This window comes from Desulfuromonas soudanensis (assembly GCF_001278055.1).
GTDB classification, from domain to species: domain Bacteria; phylum Desulfobacterota; class Desulfuromonadia; order Desulfuromonadales; family WTL; genus Deferrimonas; species Deferrimonas soudanensis.
The window spans coordinates 1380532-1401552 of record NZ_CP010802.1 but is presented as its reverse complement, the minus strand read 5'-3'; the positions used below and the strand labels follow the sequence as shown (position 1 = coordinate 1401552).

Sequence of the window (21021 nt, the reverse complement as noted above, 5' to 3'; positions counted from 1 at the left end):
GGAGAAGGGTCCTTTCCTACGAATGCCGTGAATAAAGGCCATTTCTACCCCCTGCCCTGAAAAATGTCAAGATGCGTCCTCCTTGCCCGCCCACAGGTCCTCGATCCGATCCATCTCCTCTTCGGAGAAGCCGAAGTAGTGGGCCAGTTCATGAACGACGGTCTGGCGGATGATGCGCAGCAGCGGCTCTCCCGTCTCCAGGCGGTAATCTTCCACCGCGCCCTGGTAGATGATGATCAGGTCGGGGAGACAGTTGCCGTACTCGTGGCCGCGCTCGGCCAGGGGCCAGCCGCGGTAATAGCCGAGGAGATCGCGGGGATCGTCGAAACCGACCTCGGCCAGGGTCTCGGGATCGGCCCAATCCTCGACCTGGATGGAGAGGTTTTTCACCTTGCCGAGAAATTCGTCGGGTATACCGGCCACCGCCTTGCGGACCAGCCCCTCGAAGGTCCGGCGGTTCATTCGTCGAACCCCTGGCCGCGGGCGACCCGGAAGACCGAAGTGAAGCGGGCCACCTCGCACCCTTCTTCGTCGCGGACCGTCGCCTCCCCCTGAAAGGTGCGCCCCTGCGGACCGGTCACGCAGGCCTCGGCGGTGACGCGCCCGCGGCACAGCGGGGCGAGAAAACGGGTGGAGAGTTCGGTGGTGGCAAAACGGGTCCCGGCCGGAAGAAGGGTCTTGATCGCCATGGCGACGGCGGTATCGGCCAGGGTGGTCAGGGCCCCGCCGTGCAGCACCCCTCCCCCCTGCGCCAGGCGCACGACGAAGGGGAGAGAGAGCCTTGCCCTCCCCTTCCCGGCACTCTCGATGACGATGCCGAGAAGATCCTCGAAGGGGGCGGTGTCGACCCACCCTTCGAGGGCGAACTGGGGAGGTCCGTCGGGGCTTACGGGCGTCATTTCAGGGACCAGAAGTCGTGCCATTGTTTCCTCTCGTTATTACCGGGCAATTTGACAGAAGAAGATGTGCCCTCTGTCCTGGGGGAAGACAGGGTTCATTGGCGTTCCCTCAGGAGGGTTTGCGGATTTCATATTTTTCCATGCGGTAAACCAGGGTATGGCGGGGGATGCGCAAAAAAGCCGCCGCGTGCGTCTGATTCCAATTGTTGCGCCGTAGCGCCTCGACGACCGCTTCCCGCTCGAGGGCTTCGAGGGAATACCCCTCATCGGGAAGGGTAAGGACTCCGCCCCTTTCCTTTTTCTCCCCCTGGCGGATCTTGGGAGGGAGGTCCGCCGCCTCGAGAAGGTCGCCGCGCCGCAGGATGATCATCCGCTCCACGGCGTTCTCCAGTTCGCGCACGTTCCCCGGCCAGTCATAGGCCTCAAGAGCGGCCATGGCCGAGTCGGCGACGGTAATTCCGGCACCGCCGTGCTTGGCGAGGAAGTGCTTCACCAGCAGCGGCACGTCGGCGGAGCGCTGGCGCAGGGGAGGGAGGAGCAGGGGGATGACCGCCAGCCGGTAATAGAGATCCTCGCGAAAGGTCCCCTCCTCCATCCCCCCCTCGAGATCGCGGTTGGTCGCAGCCACCACCCGGACATCGACCCTGCGCAGCCCCCCTCCCACCGGCTCGATCTCCCGCTCCTGCAACGCGCGCAGCAGCTTGGGCTGCAGGTCGAGAGGGAGTTCGCCGATCTCGTCGAGGAACAGGGTCCCGCCGTCGGCCAGTTCGAACTTCCCCTTGCGGTCCTTGACGGCACCGGTGAAGGAGCCGCGCACATGTCCGAAAAGCTCGCTCTCGAGGAGCTCCCGGGGGATGGCGGCACAGTTGACGGCGACGAAGGGGGCTCCGCTCCGATCACTGCCGCCGTGGATCGCCCGGGCGATGAGCTCCTTGCCGGTCCCGCTTTCGCCGCTGATCAGCACCGTCGCCTCGCTGGGAGCGACCCGCCGCACCAGGTTGAAGACCTCCTGCATTTCATCGGAAATTCCGACCAGGCGGCTGAAATCGACCCGGTCGGAGAGTTGTTCCCGCAGACGCCGGTTCTCCTCGACCATGCCGAGAAAGGCAAAACCCTTGGCGACCACCATGCGCAACTCGTCGCGGCTGAAGGGTTTGGTGATGTAGTCGTAGGCCCCCTCCTTCATCGCCTCGACGGCGTTTTCCACGGTGCCGAAGGCGGTGATGACAATCACCAGGGTGTCGGGGCGCTCCTCCTTGATGCGGCGCAGCACTTCATACCCCGAGAGGACCGGCATCTGGATATCGGTGATCACCACGGTTGGCGCCTCCCGGGTGAAGACGGCCAGACCGTCCTTGCCGTTGGCGGCCACCAGGACCCGGTATCCGGCCTCGGACAGGGTATATTCGGTGACCCGGCGCAGGGAATCGTCGTCGTCGATGACCAGTACGGTCTGTTTGTCTGCCACGGGGTCTCCTAGACTGCGTTGACGGGGAAGGTGAGGAGGAAGGTGGTGCCGGCGCCGAGGCGGCTTTCCACGGCGATGCGCCCTCCGTGCCCCTGGACGATGCGGTGGGTGATGGCCAGTCCGAGCCCGGTCCCCTCGTCGCGGGTGGTGAAGAAGGGATTGAAGATCCGGTCGAGGTCTTCCGGGGGGATACCGCCGCCGCTGTCGGTGAAGCGGATCTCCAGGACCCCTGCGGAGGCGGCGGTGGAAATATCCAGGGAGCCTCCGGCGGGCATGGCCTGCAGAGCGTTGAGGACCAGGTTGAGAAAGGCCTGCTTGAGCTGCTCCCCGTCCCCGTCCATTTCCGGAACCGCCCCGGCGTCGAGCCGGGCCGTCACCCCGTTTTTCAGGGCCGGCGGCCCGGTCAGGGTCAGCACCTCGGCCAGAAGCCTGTTGACGTCGACCAGATCCCGGTCGCCGGCCGAGGGGCGGGCGAAATCGAGAAAATTCTGTACCACCTTGTTGAGGCGATCGACTTCCTTGATGAGGATGCATGTGAACTCGTAACGGCGGTCCGCCGGGTCGATCCCCTCCTGAAGGATTTCCGCCGTCCCGCGGATGGAACCGAGAGGATTGCGGATCTCGTGCGCCATCCCGGCGGAGAGCTGGCCGAGGGCCGAAAGACGGTCGGCGCGGCGCAGCTGCTCCTCGATCTCGAGGATCTGGTCCGCCTGGCTTTTGAGCTTGTCGTAACTCTCTTCGAGACGGTGGGCCGCCTTCTGGTACCGCACCTTCTGGGTCTTTTCCTTTTCGGCGAGAAAACCGGTGAGAAAGCCGATGACGTTATAGAGGAGGATTTCCAGATACTGCTCGGGATCGGCGGCGGGATGGTGCCCCCACTGAAAGACGACGTGGGGGGCAAAGAGAACCGAAACGGCGATGGCGGTGGCCAGACCGCCGCGCAGGGTAAACCAGAGTCCGCCGAGAACGATGGGAATGTAGTAGAGGCGGCGATAGATGTCGTGAAAATGGACCTTCTGGGTGGTCGTCAGGTAGTGGAGGGAGGTGATGACCAGCACCAGGGCCACCAGGATGAGAAGGCGGATGATTTCGTTTTTTCGCATATCCGATTTGTAAACGATGCCTCCGGCCAGTACAAGCATTTTCCGCCCCGGCCCCTGCCGGTCGAAAAAAAACCCTTCCTTTGTGAAAAGGAAGGGAACAAGGAGGCAACTGACAGCGCGTTGTCCGTGCCTGTTGTTACTCTAGCAGCAAAGGGGAAAAAGAAAAGGTGTGCGGCACAAATAAATATTGGACACCCGCCGATTTGCTACGTTATGCTGGGCCGCGATCGCCCGCACGGAGGTTCCATGCCCCTGTTCCTCGAAATCCTGACCATCGTTCTCCCGGTTTTCCTCGTCATCGCCCTCGGCTATTTCCTGAAACGACTGGCCCTGATCGACGCCCCCTTTCTCTTCCAGACCAACCGCCTCGTCTACTACATCGCCCTCCCCCTCCTCCTCTTTTACAAGATCGGCAGCGCCGACTTCTTCGCGAGCTTCAACGGCACCCTGGTCCTCGGCTCGGCAGCGGCCATCGCCATCGCCTTCGCCTGCTCCTACGGCTACGCCGCCCTGCGCCGTTATCCCCCCGCCGCCCGGGGGGTCTTCAGCCAGGGAGCCTTCCGCGGCAACCTCGCCTATATGGGACTGGCCATCGTCCTCAACGCCTATGGCGACGAGGGTCTCACCCGGGCCGGCATCCTCATGGGATTTCTCGTCCCGGTGCTCAACTTCTTCGCCATCCTCGCCCTCCTCCTCCCCCATCGCCAGGACGGCACCGCGACCGGCAAAGGGTTCTGGACCCGGCAGATTCTCCTCAATCCGCTGATTCTCGCCTCCTTCGCCGGGATTTTCTGGAGCTTTTTCGACCTGCCGATACCGACGATACTCGACCGCACCCTGCATATCGCCACCGGAATGACGCTCCCTCTGGCGCTATTGGCCATCGGCGGTTCCTTCTCCCTGCAAAAACTCAAGGGAGACCTGGTGATGGCCGGATTCGCCACCGGCATCAAGATCGTCTGGCTCCCCCTGGTGGCCGCGGCGATCCTGGTCGCCCTCGGGGTGCGCGGTCAGGATCTGGGGATCGGCGTGCTGATGGCCGGCACGCCTGCCGCCACCGCCACCTACATCATGGCTCACCAGCTCAAGGGCGACGCCGAACTGGCGGGCTCGATCGTCATGATGTCGACCCTCCTTTCGGCTTTCACCTACACCCTCTCCCTCTTCATCCTGCGCGGTTTCGGCTTGCTGTAACCCTCCTTAAAGTCCCGGTCCTGATACCGCTGGACAATGGATAGGAAATCAGTCTCCCTCCCCTGGTTTTTCCTGCGCCGAAAGGAACCTCAGCACTTTCTCTTCCCGGCGTATCTCCTCCTGGCAGGCGGTCCAGAGGTTGAAGTACTCGAGGGCGAAGATGGTTATCCCCGCAGCGAAGATCGCCCAAAAATTCTCCTTCAGGGCCCCGGCATAGAGATAAAAGAGGAAAAAGCCCCCCATATACCCCAGGTGGACCCAGCCGCGGTAGCGCAGATCTCCCCCCATCATCCGGGAGAGGATAAGAATCAGGGCCGAAAAGCTGTAAACGACCAGGGCGATGTTGATCAGATCGGTTGACGGGGACGCACCGAGAAGGCGGCGCAGACCGGCGGGGATCACCGGGAAGAGGGCCTCGACCCGCAAAGCGAGAAGGCTCAGCAGGACGAAGAGGACCACCCCCAGTGCTCCCTGAACAGGTCGCCCCCGCAGCCCCTTGATTCTCAGGCTGCAAGCCTCCAGACGCCCACCCCCCTCCCCTTCGCTGCCCGCCGCGGAATTTGTCAATTCAGGCCCTTCCAGTCCCTTTTGCTGACCCGTTTCCATTTCCCGCCTCGTATGCACGGAATCGTCGATCCCTTTTCACCCTACTCCCCAAGGCGCTTCTCCAATGCGGCGATCCTCTGCCGCGCCGCGACCAACTCCTCCCGGGCCCGAAAAAGGGAGGCGCTTAAGTCCCTCACATGCCCGCCGATCTCTTCCACCTCCTCGGCGCCGCCGGAGAAAAAATGCTCTCCGGAGCCGTCGAGGGCCGCCGACCTGACATAACCCCGCAGACGGTAGAGGGGAAGAAAGACGTTGCGCAGCAGCAGCGCCAGCACGCCGCCGACGGTGAGAACCAGAACCATGGCGCAGAAGATCACCATCCGGCTTCTGAGGTTCAAAAGATTGCCGCGCAACTCGTGCTGGGAGAGACCGATGTCGAGAGTCCCGAGGACCCGGTTCCCCTCGGGATGAAAGTGGCAGGAGGCCTCGGCACACCCCGCTTCGTTGTAGATCGGCGCGGTAATGGCCAGGACCTCCTCCCCCCGGGCGTTATGGAAATTGCGGGCCTGTTCCATGGGGCCGAGGCGCAGGGCCGGAGTCTCCCCGGAGTGGCATTCGCTGCACCCCTCCGTCTCCTTGTCGACGAGGGCGCCGATTTCCCTCGGATCGGCGGAGAACATCACCAGCCCCTTTTTGTTGAACACCCGCACATGCTCGACCCCCTGCTGACTGCCGATATCATTTATCGTCTGACGCAGGGTTTCGCGATCGGCCTTGAGCATGGCATAGCGGGTCGACTTGACGATGGTGTCGGCCAGACCGATCTCCTGCCGCACCGCCGTACTGACCATGTCCGCCCGGATATACCCGTAGAGCAGACTGCAGCAGACAACAACAAAACCGGTGACGGTCAACGCAACCGGAACCACGGCCTTGGCCGCCAGAGTCCTGAGCATGGTCTCTCCTTTTGCAGAAAGTATTTCCTGGGATCAACGGCAAATTAACGTTCGTTGAATATTAGCACAAAAAAATGCGGAAGACGATGGCGTCTTCCGCAGCCAGGGGGCGTTAGGGCCCCGTTTTTTCCTCCATGCCGCAGTCCGCACCTCAGCGCAGTATCACCGGGCGGGAAACCTTTTTTTTGGCCATCGATTCCTCGATGAGGCGACGCAGCGCATGGAGAGCGACCAGCAGCTGGGCAATCACGATCAGGGCACAATAGGCGAGAAAGACCCAGATGACGACCCCGACAAATCCTTCCGTCGGTCCGGGAAGAGCCCAGGCTCCGCTGGCGGTGCCGCAGATCAGCGAGGCGACAAGCAGTAACCGTGCAACCGTTTTCATAGCTGACTCCTTTCGACGTGGGCGAGCCCCGAGCCTGGAGACACCTTGGGGGTTCATGGCCTCGACCTCACCTGAGCCCCCGACCTCCTCCCTCTTCACACTGGAAAAGAGCATAGGACGTGCCAGAAGCGATCCTTTTCTCGCTCCAGATTAAGTAATTGTTATTACAGCGCTTTTCATGACATGGAGAGGGAGGCAACATCATTTGCAGGCGCCGGAAATGTATAGGCGGAACAGGCACCCCGAGCCTTTCGGAAGGAAAAATCCCCCTGCCGACCGTTTAAATATTCGAAATCACAACTTTTTGTCACCGATCGAGCAGGAATGAGCGATTCAGGCACCTGTATATTCTGTAAATACACCCGTCGGGGAACTCCCAGCGGTTGTCTTTTTTGATTTCTCCGGGTAAGATTACACTAATTAACTGGCGATACAGGAGGCGGACGAAAATGAGCAGGCCGAACGTCCTGGTGGTGGATGATGAAGCGGTGATTCGTGAAGGGATGAGACGGATCCTCGAGGAACGGGAGTACCGGGTGCATTCGGCCGACAGCGGACATGCCGCTCTCGAGCGGCTGCAGCAGGACGCCTTTGATGTCGTCATTACCGACTTGAAAATGCCCGGCATGGGTGGGATGGAAGTTCTCAAGGCCATCCGGGTGTTGCAGCCGGAGGTCCCGGTGATCGTCATAACCGGCTACTCGGCGGTGGAAACCGCCGTCGAGGTGATGAAGAACGGGGCCTTCGATTATCTGGCCAAACCCTTCAATCCGGCCCAGATCGTCGGCATGATCGAAAAGGCCCTCGAGCAAAAGAATTTCATGATTCAATCGTCCCCGCCTGCGGGGGACTCGGAGGGAAACGGTTTCGATCTCTTCATCGGCAACAGCCCGCAGATCCGGCAGGTTTACCGGCGTATTCTTCAAGTGGCGCCGACGGACAGTACCGTCCTGATCCACGGGGAAAGCGGCACCGGCAAGGAGCTGGTCGCCCGGGCCATTCACAGCAACAGCCAGCGTCAGGGTCGCCCCTTCATCACCGTCGACTGCACTTCCCTGGCGGAAACGCTCCTCGAAAGCGAGCTTTTCGGTCACGTCAAGGGGTCCTTCACCGGCGCCTTCCAGACCAAAACAGGCCTTTTCGAGGCGGCCGACGGCGGCACCCTCTTTCTCGATGAAATCTCCAACATCTGCCTGACGACCCAGGCCAAACTGCTGCGGGTCCTTCAGGCGCGGGAAGTCACCCCCATCGGCGGCACCCGCCCGATCCCCATCAATATTCGGCTGATTGCCGCAACGAACAGGGATCTCAAGGAAATGCTGCGGGCGGGGACCTTTCGCGAAGACCTCTATTTCCGGCTCAACATCATCCCCATCCAGCTCCCGGTGCTGCGAGAGCGCAAGGGAGACCTGCCGCTGCTGGTCAGCCATTTCCTGGGAAAATTTGCCCGGGAAACGGGAAAGACGATCCGGGGCCTGACCCCGGGGGCGATGACAAGCCTGGAGAGCTATCCCTTCCCGGGGAATGTCCGCGAGCTCGAAAACATCATTGAACGGGCCGTCGTTCTCACCGGGGGGGACCTGATCCGTCCGGAAAACCTGGAGATGACCGGTGCCCAGTCCCTCGCCTGCGGGTCGAACTTCGGGGCGGTGCCGGAGACGGCCGAGGAACTCAAGGAGAGCAAACGCCGCATCCGCGAGGAGGCCGTCCACCCCATCGAGCGGGCCTTCGTGCTCGACGCCCTCAACCGCAACGGCTGGAACATCACCCGGGCGGCCCTGGAAGTCGGCATGCTGCGCCCCAACTTCCAGGCATTGTTGAAAAAACAGGGGATCTCCGTGCGCGACCGATCCCCGGCCTGATTACACCTCCAGCATCTCCCTGGGTGCCTCCTCCACCCCTGGGCCGGCCACCGGCAGGGAGATGGTGATGGTCGTCCCTTCCCCGAGCCTGCTCTCCACTTCGATCTGCCCCTGGTGATTCTCTATAATACCGAAGGAAACCGCCAGACCCAGCCCGGTTCCCCGCTGCTCCTTGGTGCTGAAGAAGGGATCGAAAATTCTCCCCAGATCTTCTTCGGGGATGCCGCAACCGGTGTCGGCTATGCCGATGCAGAGGGTCTCCGGCCGGGAGGACGCCTCGATCCTCACCGTCAACGTCCCCCCCTGGGGCATGGCCTGACTGGCATTGATGACCATGTTCATGAAGACCTGCTCGAGCTGGTTGGGATCGACGAGGACCGGCGGCAGATGGCCGGCGAAATCCCGCACCACCCGGATGTTCTGGACGGCGATCTGATGCTCGACGAGCCCGAGGGTCAGCTCCATGATCCGGGCCGCGCAGTCGAGGCGTTTTTGCGGCACCGTCTCCCGGGCGAAGTTGAGCAGTCCCCGAACGATCTCCGCGCAGCGTCCGGTTTCCCGGACAATCGTCTCCATATCCCCTTTCAGGGCCGGGTCAAGACGCCGGTCATCGATCACCATGGAGGAAAACATCAGAATCCCCGTCAGGGGGTTGTTGATTTCGTGGGCGATGCCGGCGGCGAGTTCGCCGAGAGAAGCGAGCTTTTCCGAACGCAGCAGCCGCGATTGCATCTCCTTGAGCTCGCGGGTTCTCTCCTCCACCCGCTGTTCGAGGGTGGAGGCCCAGCCGCTGATTTCCTCCCGGGCCCCCCGCAGGTTGACCGTCATGGTGTTGAAGGCGGTCGTCAGCTCACCGAGTTCATCGCTCCCACCCCCTTCCACCACCCCGTCGAACTCCCCCCGGGAGAGTTTGACCGTATGCAACAGGAGATTTTTGATCGGGCCATTGATCATCTTCTGCACCAGCAGGGTCAGGCAGAGGGAAAAGAGGAGGAGGAGGACAAAGGTCAGCGCCAGGATGTTGTTGCGATAGCTGATGGTCTGAGCCAGCATCCCTTCCCGGGAGACGATGACATCGAGAACCCCGAGGATCTTGGCGTCGGCCGGGTGGAAATGGCAGGCAGCGGCGCTGCAACTCCTTTCGCCGTAGATCCCCTTGGCCATCCCCAGCACCTGTTTGCCGTTGCGGTCGCTGAAGATGCGGCTGCGGTTCATGGAGGAGACATAGACCAGCGGCTGATCTTCGGCGTGGCACATGTTGCAGGCTTCCGTCTTTTTGTCGAGCATGGTGCCGATCTCGGCCTGGTCGGTGGAGAAAATGATCGTACCATCCTTGTTGATCAGGCGGATGTGTTCGATCTCCTTCTGGCTGCCGACTTCCCGGATCATCTGGTAGACCCGCTCACGGTCATCTTCGAGCATCTGGTAGTGGGTGGTGCGGATGATCGTCTCGCTCAGATTGTCCAGATCCCGGACCGCCTCCTCTTCCAGGAGGGTCTTCAGGGTCTGAATGTTGATGGCCGCCAGAAGAGCCATGCCGAAAAGGAGGAGGGCGGCGCTGACGAGAGTGAATTTGGTGATGAGTCTCAGGCGCACGGACTATCCCTTTGACGGCTGAACGGGTGAAGAACGATTCCTTCCCCCCGGCGGATCTCTCTATTTATACCCCACCTTGGCCTCCCGACAATCCATTAACCATGACCGGCCCCGATTTCCTCTTCTTTTTCCGCCTCCTCCCAGCCGGTCCACATCGGCTTGAAGTGCGCCAGGGGAGTATGGCCCATAGTCGCCAGATAGACGTGGGTGAAGAGAAAGGCACCGAGGGAACAGGCCAGGAGAAAATGGGCCCCGATGAGGAATTTGAGGCCGCCGAGGGCCAGCACCAGGGCGCGCAGGGGAGTGATGTTCATCAGCAACAGGCCGGTGACGATCACCAGGGGGACGAGGATCATCATGATCACCAGATAGGCCGATTTCTGCATGGGATTGAACTTGTCTCCCGGGGTGCTGTGGTGAGGGCTGGAATGTCCGAGAAAAAAGGTGAGAAAATAGTATTTGGCCTGGCGCAGGAGGCCGTATTGCAGGTCTAGCCGGTTGGGAACGTAGAGCCTTGAGAGGGTTCCGGTGACCAGCAGATAGTAGCCGAGCCAGAGCAGAAAGGAGACCGACACCACAATCCCCGCCGTGTTGTGCAGACGCACCGCCCCCTTGTAGCCGCCGAAAAGGTCGACATATTCGGGGAAGCGCAGCTGCAGGCCGGTCAGGCAGAGGGTGACGATCCCGAAGGCGTTGAGCCAGTGCCAGATGCGCACCGGCGTCGGAGTCAGATAGATTCGCTTTGCCGTCATGACTGGGGCCCCTTTCCCTTGCGGTTGTTGCGGGTGAGAAATCGCAGGCTGCCGTGGCCGACAGGAAGGACGAGGCCGCCGGCGAGGATCACCAAACCGGCGATGTTCATGGCCCGGCTCCGGGTCGCACCGAGCATGTAAAAATCGGGGGTGCCGTACAGGGCGTCGAGAACGGCCCCTTTTTCCACCGCCATCCGGCGGAAGCTGCCATCCTTCTCGGGAAAGGCGACAAAGCTGGTCTGCATCGCTTTCGGGCCCGAAGCGTGACAGAAGGAGCAGTCCCAGCGGCTCTCGAGAATCTCGTAGCTGTGGGTCAGGGTCGCCGGGGTCATCATCCCCTGGAGAATCAACTCTCCTCCATTATTTTGACGGTTGAAGACATAGAGTTCTTCGAGACTGATCCGGTCGTCGCCATCGCCGTCGATCAGGCGCTGAACGCTTGAGTCCCGGGCCAGAACGGAGAGTTCCTCATACCCCGCCGGGAGAAAGGACCCGACAGCATCCCCCGTCCTTTTCTTTCTCAGATAGAAGGTGATGACGTACTCCTGGGAACCGGTATGGCAGGTGATGCAGGGGAGCGCGCCGAGGTGCAGGTCGGCCTGGGGGAGCCATTGGCCATGACTCCCGGCCATTTCGGAACCGTCATGGCAGGCGACGCAGGGCCGGTTCATGTCGTATCCAGAGACTTCCTCCGAACCCCGCGAATTATGCGGGTTGTGACAGTCGTTGCAGGCTGCATTTTCCCCGTGCATGCTGGCGGCATATTCCGCCTGAATATCGTCATGGCAATTTTGACAGTGAGTCTTTTCCGGCAAAAGCCCGTCATCGGGATGGCTTGAGCCCACCGACGGATGGCAGGCGGCACACCCCAGCTCGGCATGGGCGGTGCTGTCGAAAGCGGCACCGACCACGTACTCGGCGCCGACGGCCGAGCTGTCTCCATGACAGCCGAGACAGTCGGCGCTTTCCATGGCGCCGGCCGCCGGCGATTGCATCGCCAGGGCCGGCAGCATCAGGAGGATTGTCATCACGCTTCTTGTGTGGATACCCATCTCACTCTCCCTTTCGATCATCGGGGGACTTACTTCCCGGTGCCGGAATTTATTCGACCGATTGTTTGACCGGCTCCTCCCGGGACTCGGTGATCCCCTTGACCAGGCCCAGCATCATCAGGACCGCCGGTACCAGCTGGGCCAGAACGATCAGGGCGCAGAAGCCGAGGAAGATCCATACGGCCAGTCCACTGCTGTCTTCCCGGGCACCGGATGCGGCAAAGGCGGGGTAAGCGTTACCGACGACGACTGCGATCATACTGGCGATGCGTCCGTTGGCTCTCATGACTGTCTCCTTTTCCTTGGAGGTTAAACTTCCAATCCCTTTGTCTTGTTTAATTAGCATTTGCTGTGCCAATAAAATTCAACAGGCATAAATAGACGACAAACCCTTGTTTCAAGGGGACTTAACCTCTCCGCTCCCCACCCCGGGCCGGGCATATTCATACCAGGCATGTATAACCGCTTCATACAGTCCCAGGATCCCGGGGGCGGGAAACGACTGCAAACCGCGTCAACCGGCGACTGAGCCCTGCATGAAAAAAATAGGCGCCTGCATGTTTTAAATACTCCGGGGGAAAAGCCCTCTCTGGGCCGCAGGGGGACCGGGATGCGCCGCTCCCCAAAGACAAAAAAAGGAGCCGGTTCCTTGCGGAACCGGCTCCCTGTCGGTCGTAGATCTGGCAGTCGACGATTATTTGAGAACCATCAGCAGATCCCCCTGCTGGATCTGTGCCCCTTCCTTGAAGAGAATTTCGGCGACGACTCCGTCCTCCCTGGCCTTGATGTTGGTCTCCATCTTCATCGCCTCGGTGGAAAGAAGGGTGTCGCCGGCCTTGACCGGGTCGCCGACGGAAACGAGAATCTTGAAGATCTTCCCCGGCATCGGCGCGCCGATTTCCTTGTCGTTGCCGGCTTCGGCCTTGACATGGGCCGCCTCATCGGACTCGACGGAGACATCCTTCACCGTCACCTGCCTCGGCTCGCCGTTGAGCTCGAAATAGATGTTGCGTGTGCCGTCCTTCTGCACACGGCCGACGGCGTTGAGTTTGATGATGAGGGTCTTTCCCGGCTGGATGTCGATGCTGACCTCGTCGTTGACGTCGAGTCCGTAAAAGAAGACCGGGGTCGGCATGAAGGAGGTATCGCTGTAGAGCTGGCGGTGACGGTCGAACTCCTCGAAGACCCCCGGGTAGAGGACCGCCGAAAGGACGTCCCGATCGCTGATCGGATGGCCGAGTTTTTTCTCCACGGCAATCTTCTTGGCGGCGAAGTCGACCGGCTCGAGGAGTTCGCCGGGGCGGCAGGTGAGAGGCTCCTCCCCCTTGAGGATGATCTTCTGCAACTTCTCGGGAAAGCCGCCGTAGGGCTGGCCGATCATCCCCTTGAAAAAATCGACGACCCCCTGGGGATAGGTGAGATCCTGGCCGCGCTCCATGACATCCTCGGGCTGCAGATTGTTCTGCACCATGAACATGGCCATGTCGCCGACGATCTTGGAGGAAGGGGTGACCTTGACCAGGTCGCCGAACATGTCGTTGACCTTGCGGTACATCTCCTTGCACTCTTCCCAACGGTGGCCGAGGCCGAGGCCTTCGACCTGGGGCTTGTAGTTGGAGTACTGGCCGCCGGGGATCTCATGGTGATAGACCTGGGCGGTGCCGCTGCGCAGTTCGGACTCGAAGGGGGCATAGCAGGGGCGAACCGCCTCCCAATAGTTGGCCAGCTTCTGCAGCCCTTCCTCGTCGACCTTCGGGTCCCAGATCGTCCCCTTGAGGGTCGACACCAGGGCGTTGAGGTTGGGCTGGGCGGTGAGCCCCGACACGGAGGAGAGGGCGCAGTCGACGATGTCGACGCCCGCCTTGGTCGCCATCAGGAGCATCGCCCCGCCGTTGCTCGAAGTGTCGTGGGTATGGAGATGGATCGGCAGGCCGATTTCGCTCTTGAGGGCCTTGACCAGCTTTTCGGCGGCAAAAGGCTTGAGGAGGCCAGCCATATCCTTGATCGCCAGGATGTGGGCCCCCATCTTTTCGAGCTCCTTGGCCATGTTCACGTAGTAGGCGAGGGGATACTTGTCCCGCTTCGGATCGCTGATGTCGCCGGTATAGCAGATCGAAGCCTCGCAGACCCCGCCCGATTTGCGCACCGCCTCCATGGCCACCTTCATCCCCGTCGTCCAGTTGAGGGAGTCGAAGACCCTGAAGATGTCGATCCCGCTTTTGGCGGCCTTGGAAACGAATTCCTGAACGACGTTATCGGGATAGTTGGTGTAGCCGACGGCGTTGGAGCCGCGCAGGAGCATCTGGAAGAGGATATTGGGGATCTTGGCCCGCAGCCGGTCGAGACGCTCCCAGGGGTCTTCGTTGAGGAAACGCATCGACACGTCGAAGGTCGCCCCACCCCACATCTCCAAGGAATAGAGGGAACCGCCGAGATGGGCGGTCGCTTCGGCGATGCGGTCGAGGTCGAAAGTGCGGAAGCGGGTGGCCATCAGCGACTGGTGGGCATCACGCATGGTGGTATCGGTCAGCAGAAGCTTTTTCTGTTTGAGGGTCCATTCGGCCAGACCCTCGGCCCCCTTGTCGAGGAGGATGTCGCGGGTGCCGCGGGGATGCGGCTGACCGTAGGGGATCTCGGGGACCTCGGGGTCGCGCAGGTCCCTGAATTTGAGCGCCTTCTCCCGCTTGATTCCTGGGTAGCCGTTGACCACCGTGTGGCCGATGAAATTGAGAATTTTGGTGGCGCGGTCCTTCTTCTGCGGCAGCTCGAAGAGTTCAGGATGATCGTCGAGAAAGGAGGTGTCGCACTTCCCCTCGAGGAAAACCGGGTGGGTGATGACCCGCTCGAGAAAGCCGATGTTGGTCTTGACGCCGCGGATGCGGAATTCCTGCAGGGCCCGGTGCATGGTCCGGGCGGCATCGCGAAAGGTCAGGCCGTTGGCGGAAATTTTCACCAGCAGCGAGTCGTAGTGGGGAGTGATCAGGGCACCGGCATAGCCGGCGGCGGCGTCGAGACGGACACCGAAACCGGCGGCGGTGCGGAAGGCCTTGATGATGCCGAAATCGGGGGCGAAGTTGTTCTGCGGATCCTCGGTGGTGATCCGCGACTGGATCGCATAGCCGCGCAACTGGATGGCGTCCTGGTCGGCAATGCCGATGGCCGGGTCGGAGAGCTTGTACCCCTCGGCGATACGGATCTGCGCCTGCACCAGATTGCGGCCGGTGACCAGTTCGGTGACCGTGTGCTCCACCTGGATGCGGGGATTGACCTCGATGAAGTAGAAGTTCTCCTCCTTGTCCATGAGGAATTCGATGGTCCCTGCGTTGATGTAGCCGACGGCCCGGGCGATCTTCATGGCATAGTCACAGACCTCCGCCCTCTTCGCCTCGGTCAGGTAGAGGGACGGCGCCATCTCGATGACCTTCTGATGACGGCGCTGAATCGAGCAGTCCCGTTCGTACAGATGCACCACGTTGCCGTGCTTGTCGCCGAGGATCTGCACCTCGACGTGTTTGGGACGCTCGATGTACTTCTCGAGAAAGACCGTGGCGTCGCCGAAGGCGGCCTTGGCTTCGGACGCCGCCGACTTGAGCCCCTCGAGAAGTTCCTTGCGGTCACGGGCCACGCGCATTCCGCGACCGCCGCCGCCGGCCGAAGCCTTGACGATGATCGGGTATCCCGAATCCTTGGCGAAGATCAGGGCCTGCTCCTCGCTGGTGATCGGTTTTTCCGTCCCCGGAACCACGGGAACCCCCGCCTCGACGGCGACCTGACGCCCGGAAACCTTGTCGCCGAGACGGCGCTGGATTTCCGGAGTCGGTCCGATAAAGACGATTCCGGCCCGTTCGCAGGCCTCGGCGAACTCGGCATTTTCGGAGAGGAAGCCGTAGCCGGGATGGATGGCGTCGACCTCCTTTTTACGAGCCAGGTCGATGATCTCGTCGATCCCCAGATAGACGTCGATCGGTCCCTTTCCCTTGCCGATGAGGTAGGCTTCATCGGCCTTGTAACGGTGGAGGGAGAGCTTGTCCTCCTCCGAGTAGATGGCGACCGTCTTGATCCCCAGCTCGGTGCATGCCCGAAAGATGCGAATGGCGATTTCTCCGCGATTGGCAGCCATGACCTTTTTGAACGTTCTGATTTCCATCAAATCTCCTCCGACCGATTCCCCGACAATTCCAGCGGCAACTTTTATTTAAAATAAAACAAATGTAATCAGGATAAACTTTTATTTAAAGTTAAATTTTTTAGCAATTATAATTGCTTAGCGGCACTCGCCACGGCTGCCCATGTAAGCAAAGGCCCGGCTTGCTGTCAAGATAAAATCTTGTTTGATTTTGTAAGATATTGATTTCAAAAGCCTACGGCTACCCTCTTTCACAAATATTTCCACATATCGCAATTCCATAACATTCTTCTAAATTATTGTCAAATACCCTGCAATTTCAAATCGTTGGACCCTATTTCTCCGATTTTTCCTTCTGCTGGAGAAAAGGGCTGATGAGATCGATGGGGATGGGGAAAATGATGGTGGAATTTTTCTCAGCCGAAACTTCGGTGAGGGTCTGAAGAAAGCGCAACTGCAGGGCGCCGTTTTCCGTCGAGATGATCTTGGCGGCGTCGGCCAGTTTCTGCGAGGCCTGGAACTCCCCTTCGGCATGGATCACCTTGGAGCGCCGTTCCCGCTCCGCTTCGGCCTGGCGGGCCATGGCCCGCTGCATCTCCAGGGGGAGGTCAACGTGCTTGATCTCGACGTTGGAGATCTTCACCCCCCAGGGATCGGTCTGGCGGTCGAGGATCTCCTGCAGATGCTGATTGATCCGGTCCCGCTGGGCCAGGAGCTCGTCGAGCTCGGACTGCCCGAGCACGCTCCGCAGCGAGGTCTGGGCGAGCTGGCTGGTGGCATAGAGGTAATTTTCCACCTCGATCAGCGATTTTTCCGGCGCGACGACGCGAAAATAGAGGACGGCGTTGACCTTGACCGAAACGTTGTCCTTGGTGATGACGTCCTGCGGCGGAACATCCATGGCGACGGTGCGCAGGCTGACCTTGACCAGCTTGTCGACCACCGGGATGATGAAGCGCAGCCCCGGCCCCTTGACCCCGGCAAAGCGTCCGAGGCGAAAGACCACCCCCCGTTCGTACTCGAAAAGGACCCGCACCGCACTCCCGACCAGGGCGACGCCCATCACCAGAACCACTCCCCAGCCGATCAGACCGAAAGAAATCATCTGCACCTCCCCAAGGTTTCAGTCTCCCTGTTTCTCTTTTTGTTCGGCGGCGCGCCGCACCTCGAGGCGCATCCCCTCCTCCACCCGCACCACCTCCACGGCCTCGCCGGCGGAGATCGGCGACCGGGACCAGGCGTCCCAGTATTCGCCATGAACGAAGACCCGCCCCGTCTCGGAGACGGCACTCACCGCCGCCCCCCGTTCCCCGACCATCCCCTCCACCCCGGAGAAAAAGCGCCCCTGCTGGGTGCGCACCACGAAAAAAACGACGAGAGCGAAGAAGCCGCCGGCAACAGCCACCGTCGCGGCGATCAGAGCCGGGGAGATGCGCAGGGCGGGGTCGGTGCTTTCGATGAGCATCAGGGACCCGAGGGCCAGGGCGACGATTCCGCCGACGGTGAGCATGCCGTAGGAGGCGACCTTGATCTCGAGGATAAAGAGAACGATCGCCAGGAGGATGAGCAGCACGCCGGTGTAGTTCACAGGCAGGGTCTGGAAGGCGAAGAGGGCCAGAAGGAGGGCGAGAGTGCCGATCGCCCCTGGGAGGATCACCCCAGGCTGGGAAATCTCGAAAAAGATCCCCATGATGCCGAGCATCAGCAGCAGATAGGCGACGTTGGGATTGCTGATGGCCGCCAGGATCTCCTGGCGCCACCCCATTTCGGCCCGGACCAGGGTTGCGTCGGCGGTGGTCAGGATCTGCGCCGCGCCGTCCCGCAGGTAGCGGCGGCCGTCGAGGGCGGCCAGGAGGGCGGCCTCATCGGCGGCGATCAGATCGATCACCTTCAACTCCAGCGCCTCTCCGGCGGAGGTGGAGATACTCTCCCGCACAATTTTTTCGGCCCAAGTGACGTTGCGCCCGCGCTGCTCGGCGAGGCTGCGGGCGTAGGCCACGGCATCGTTGACGACTTTCTCCATCATCGTCTCATCGCCGCCGCCACCGGGACCGATGGCCACCGGATGGGCCGCTCCGAGGTTGGTGCCGGGGGCCATGGCGGCAAAATCGGCGGCGAGGGTGATGAGCGCTCCGGCGGAGGCGGCCCGGGCTCCCGACGGATAGACATAGACGATGACCGGAGCCCGGGAACCGAGAATCTTCTGAATGATGGTGCGCATGGCCGAATCGAGACCACCCGGGGTGTCGAGTTCGAGGAGGAAGGCCCGCCCGCCCGACTGATTGACCCGGTCGAGCTCGGCGGCGACGAAATCAGCCACCACCGGACTGATGACGTCGGCGATGCGCACCACGCGGATCTCGGCGGACGGCGGCGCCGCCGCATCGGCCTTTGCGGCCAGCGGGGGGAGCAGGAGGGCCGCAAGGAGAAGAAAGAGGAGGGAGAATTGTCTCTTCATTGAAAAGAGATTAACAGGGGGGAGGCCCCTGTCAAACCGTCTCCGCCCGGGGAAATCTCCTTAATAAGCGCTCCTTGCGCCGCGCCGGGAACCATGCTAAATTGGCGCTCGTCAAACAAATGACGCAGCGCTCCCGGGAGTCCTCATGAAAAATCTCTCGCAGATTCTCCTCATCGATGACGAGGCGCACAACCGCGACGCCCTCTCTCTGCTCCTCACCCACGCCGGTTACCAGGTCGAGACCGCCGAATCGGGGGAAGAGGCCCTGGAAATCCTTCGGAAAACCCCCTTCGAGATCGTCGTCACCGACCTTTTCCTCCCCGGTGTCAGCGGCATCGACATCCTCAAGAAGGTCAAGGAAGACTCCCCCTACACCAACGTCATCCTCATCACCGGCAACGCCTCGGCCGAATCGGCCGTCGAGGCGATGAAGGAAGGGGCCTTCGACTACATCACCAAACCGGTCAATATCGAAAAACTCAAGATCATCGTCGCCAAGGCCCTGGAAAAAAGCCGCCTGGTCGCCGAAAACCTCTACCTGCGCCAGCAGCTGCGCGGGAAGTACAAGTTCGACAGAATTCTCGGCCACAGCCTGGCCATGCAGCAGGTCTTCGCGCGCATGGAACGGGTGGTCAACACCGACTCGACGATTTTGATCCTCGGCGACTCGGGGACCGGCAAGGAGCTTGTCGCCAAGGCGATCCACTTCAACGGCCCCCGCAAGGACAAGCCCTTTGTCGCCATCAACTGCGGAGCCATCCCCGCCGACCTCCTCGAAAGCGAACTCTTCGGCCACCTCAAGGGGGCCTTCACAGGCGCCGTGGCCGACAAGGCGGGGAAGTTCGAGGTCGCCAACAACGGGACCATCTTTCTCGACGAAATCGGCACCATGCCCCTGCACCTGCAGATCAAACTCCTGCGGGTGCTTCAGGAGCAGGAGGTGGAGCGGGTCGGGTCGAGCAAAACCATCAAGCTCGATGTCCGGGTGATCTCGGCGACCAACGCCAACCTCGAGGAGACGGTCAAACGGGGGCACTTCCGCGAGGACCTCTATTACCGGCTCAACGTCATCCCCATTCTCCTCCCCCCCCTGCGGGAACGGCGGGAGGATGTCGCCCTCCTCGCCCGGCATTTCCTGCAAAAGAGCTGCCGGGAGATGAAACGCCCGCTCATGTCCCTGTCCACCGAGGCGATGATCGCCCTCGAGACCTACGACTGGCCCGGCAACGTCCGGGAGATGGAAAACGTCATCGAGCGCTCCGTGGCGCTGACCGACGGCGAAATCATCGAGCGCCGCGATCTGCCGCCGAACATCGCCGGAGTCGACCCCAGGGGGATGCAGCAGGTCCTCTCCCCGCGGATCACCGCCGAGGGGGTCGATATGGTCAGGATCGTCGAGGAGATCGAGTGCGGCCTGATCCACGAGGCGATGGCCCTCGGCGGCGGGGTCAAGGCCCGGGCGGCGGCGCTGCTGAACATCAACCGCACCACCCTGGTGGAGAAGATCAAGCGCCTGAAGCTCGACGTGGAAAAGATCTGAAAAGAAGGATTTCAGGCGGAGAGGGACGCCCTGAGGTGATCGAGGAACGAGGCGGCGGCGGGGGAAAGCTTGCGGTTGCGGCGCCGGGCGACAAAGAGGGGGCGCTGAAGTTGAACGCCCTGCAGGGGAACGCCGACCAGGAGTCCGGCGGCCAGGTCTTCGGCAATCACCAGGGAGGAGAGGATGGAAATCCCGAGGCGGGCCCGGATCCCCTGCCGGATGGCTTCGCTGCTGTCCATCTCGGCGACGACCTGCAGACCGGAGGCTTCGAATCCCCGTTCCCCGAGGGCCTCGGCCAGCGCCGTCCGGGTGCCGGACCCTTCCTCCCGGAGCAGGAACGGCTCCCCGGAGAGCTCCTCCACGGACACCGACTCGCGCCGCGCCCAGGGGTGTTGCGGAAAGACCGTCAGAACCAGTTCGTCGACGAAGATTTTCTCCCACTCCAGCTGCGGCGAGGTGCGGACCGCCCCGGTCACCGCCAGCTCTATCCCCCCGGCGGCCAGTTCCTCGGCGACCCTGGCGGTCCCGGCGATCTTCAGGCCGAACCGGACCGCAGGATAGAGGGAGCGGAACGACTCCAGAAGGCGCGGCAGCAGATAGGTGCCGGGAACGGTCCCGGCGCCGAGGCGCAGCGTTCCGCTCACCGTACCGGCAAAGCTGGCGACGGCTTCGAAGGCCTCCTTCTGCAGCCCGACGATCCCGAGGGCGTAGCGATAGACGACCTCCCCGACCGGCGTCGGCAGCACCTCCCGCCCCAGACGGTCGAGGAGCTTCTCGCCGAAGGTCTCCTCGAGCTGGCGCACGATCTCGCTCACCGTCGGCTGGGCGAGAAAAACAGCCTCGGCGGCCCGGGTGAAACTCTTCAGCTCGACGACCTTGCAGAACACCTCAAGACGCTTTATGTCCATTCCGCCCTCCCGTTTCCATCCGCCGGGGCCCCGGCCCCGGAAAAGATCGGCCGATTCTATCAAAGACCGATCTCCAAGCAATAAAAATCCCCGACGCGCCGAACGTCCGTGGAGAAAAGCCCCTTGATTTTACCGCCGGCAGAAAGAACAAGATTTGCCACCGAGGCACTAAG

18 protein-coding genes are annotated in these 21021 nt (G+C 61.6%); 3 read left to right on the top strand and 15 right to left on the bottom strand.

Annotated elements, in window-relative coordinates; genetic code table 11:
• Positions 1-66: 66 nt before the first annotated feature.
• The 4 genes from DSOUD_RS06225 to DSOUD_RS06210 all read right to left on the bottom strand — a co-directional run bounded on the left by DSOUD_RS06225 (position 67) and on the right by DSOUD_RS06210 (position 3470).
• Positions 67-462: a metallopeptidase family protein gene (locus DSOUD_RS06225; protein WP_053550195.1), complete on the bottom strand. Its 396-nt coding sequence runs from the start codon at positions 460-462 to the stop codon at positions 67-69.
• Positions 459-923 carry a PaaI family thioesterase gene (locus tag DSOUD_RS06220; RefSeq protein WP_053550194.1) on the bottom strand — a complete coding sequence of 155 codons (465 nt, stop codon included), beginning with the start codon at positions 921-923 and terminating at the stop codon, positions 459-461. The genes DSOUD_RS06225 and DSOUD_RS06220 overlap by 4 nt, the downstream gene beginning before the upstream one ends.
• 85 nt (positions 924-1008) lie before the next feature.
• Positions 1009-2367, bottom strand: coding sequence for a sigma-54-dependent transcriptional regulator (locus DSOUD_RS06215; protein ID WP_053550193.1), 1359 nt, complete (start codon positions 2365-2367; stop codon positions 1009-1011).
• An 8-nt stretch (positions 2368-2375) separates the two neighbouring features.
• A complete protein-coding gene (locus tag DSOUD_RS06210; protein WP_053552312.1) occupies positions 2376-3470 on the bottom strand; it encodes a two-component system sensor histidine kinase NtrB in 1095 nt (364 codons plus the stop codon).
• Between the two features lie 246 nt (positions 3471-3716).
• Between DSOUD_RS06210 and DSOUD_RS06205 the strand changes: the two genes are divergently transcribed.
• Positions 3717-4664: an AEC family transporter gene (locus DSOUD_RS06205; RefSeq protein ID WP_053550192.1), complete on the top strand. Its 948-nt coding sequence runs from the start codon at positions 3717-3719 to the stop codon at positions 4662-4664.
• Between the two features lie 48 nt (positions 4665-4712).
• On the opposite strand, the gene DSOUD_RS06200 is transcribed toward DSOUD_RS06205, so the two are convergent.
• From DSOUD_RS06200 to DSOUD_RS06190, 3 genes are all read right to left on the bottom strand, one after another.
• On the bottom strand, positions 4713-5270 hold the full coding sequence (locus tag DSOUD_RS06200) for a menaquinol oxidoreductase (RefSeq protein ID WP_198300375.1): 558 nt from the start codon (positions 5268-5270) through the stop codon (positions 4713-4715).
• Positions 5271-5311: 41 nt separating this feature from the next.
• Complete coding sequence (locus DSOUD_RS06195; protein WP_053550190.1) at positions 5312-6166, bottom strand: hypothetical protein; 855 nt, start codon at positions 6164-6166, stop codon at positions 5312-5314.
• 151 nt (positions 6167-6317) lie between these two features.
• Entirely contained in the window at positions 6318-6554 is a 237-nt protein-coding gene (locus tag DSOUD_RS06190; protein ID WP_053550189.1) for a hypothetical protein, read from the bottom strand.
• A 449-nt stretch (positions 6555-7003) separates the two neighbouring features.
• On the opposite strand from DSOUD_RS06190, the gene DSOUD_RS06185 reads away from it, so the two are divergent.
• Positions 7004-8416 carry a sigma-54-dependent transcriptional regulator gene (locus DSOUD_RS06185; RefSeq protein ID WP_053550188.1) on the top strand — a complete coding sequence of 471 codons (1413 nt, stop codon included), beginning with the start codon at positions 7004-7006 and terminating at the stop codon, positions 8414-8416.
• Here DSOUD_RS06185 and DSOUD_RS06180 read toward each other — a convergent pair whose 3' ends face one another.
• The 7 genes from DSOUD_RS06180 to DSOUD_RS06150 form a co-directional block, all read right to left on the bottom strand.
• Positions 8417-10012: a sensor histidine kinase gene (locus DSOUD_RS06180; RefSeq protein ID WP_053550187.1), complete on the bottom strand. Its 1596-nt coding sequence runs from the start codon at positions 10010-10012 to the stop codon at positions 8417-8419.
• A gap of 95 nt (positions 10013-10107) precedes the next feature.
• The gene (locus DSOUD_RS06175) at positions 10108-10764 is read right to left on the bottom strand and encodes a cytochrome b/b6 domain-containing protein (protein WP_053550186.1); all 657 of its coding nucleotides are present in this window, start codon (positions 10762-10764) and stop codon (positions 10108-10110) included.
• Entirely contained in the window at positions 10761-11816 is a 1056-nt protein-coding gene (locus DSOUD_RS06170; protein WP_053550185.1) for a cytochrome c3 family protein, read from the bottom strand. The genes DSOUD_RS06175 and DSOUD_RS06170 overlap by 4 nt, the downstream gene beginning before the upstream one ends.
• 49 nt (positions 11817-11865) lie before the next feature.
• Positions 11866-12102 carry a hypothetical protein gene (locus DSOUD_RS06165; protein WP_053550184.1) on the bottom strand — a complete coding sequence of 79 codons (237 nt, stop codon included), beginning with the start codon at positions 12100-12102 and terminating at the stop codon, positions 11866-11868.
• Positions 12103-12510: 408 nt separating this feature from the next.
• Entirely contained in the window at positions 12511-15963 is a 3453-nt protein-coding gene (locus DSOUD_RS06160; RefSeq protein ID WP_053550183.1) for a pyruvate carboxylase, read from the bottom strand.
• 313 nt (positions 15964-16276) lie between these two features.
• Positions 16277-17005 carry a slipin family protein gene (locus DSOUD_RS06155; RefSeq protein WP_423739493.1) on the bottom strand — a complete coding sequence of 243 codons (729 nt, stop codon included), beginning with the start codon at positions 17003-17005 and terminating at the stop codon, positions 16277-16279.
• Positions 17006-17065: 60 nt separating this feature from the next.
• Positions 17066-18400 (bottom strand): NfeD family protein, encoded by a 1335-nt coding sequence (locus DSOUD_RS06150; RefSeq protein ID WP_053550181.1) that lies wholly within the window; start codon positions 18398-18400, stop codon positions 17066-17068.
• A 145-nt stretch (positions 18401-18545) separates the two neighbouring features.
• Here DSOUD_RS06150 and DSOUD_RS06145 point away from each other — a divergent pair, with 145 nt between their 5' ends.
• Positions 18546-19940 carry a sigma-54-dependent transcriptional regulator gene (locus DSOUD_RS06145; protein ID WP_053550180.1) on the top strand — a complete coding sequence of 465 codons (1395 nt, stop codon included), beginning with the start codon at positions 18546-18548 and terminating at the stop codon, positions 19938-19940.
• A gap of 11 nt (positions 19941-19951) precedes the next feature.
• On the opposite strand, the gene DSOUD_RS06140 is transcribed toward DSOUD_RS06145, so the two are convergent.
• Positions 19952-20848 (bottom strand): selenium metabolism-associated LysR family transcriptional regulator, encoded by an 897-nt coding sequence (locus DSOUD_RS06140; RefSeq protein ID WP_053550179.1) that lies wholly within the window; start codon positions 20846-20848, stop codon positions 19952-19954.
• Positions 20849-21021: the final 173 nt, after the last annotated feature.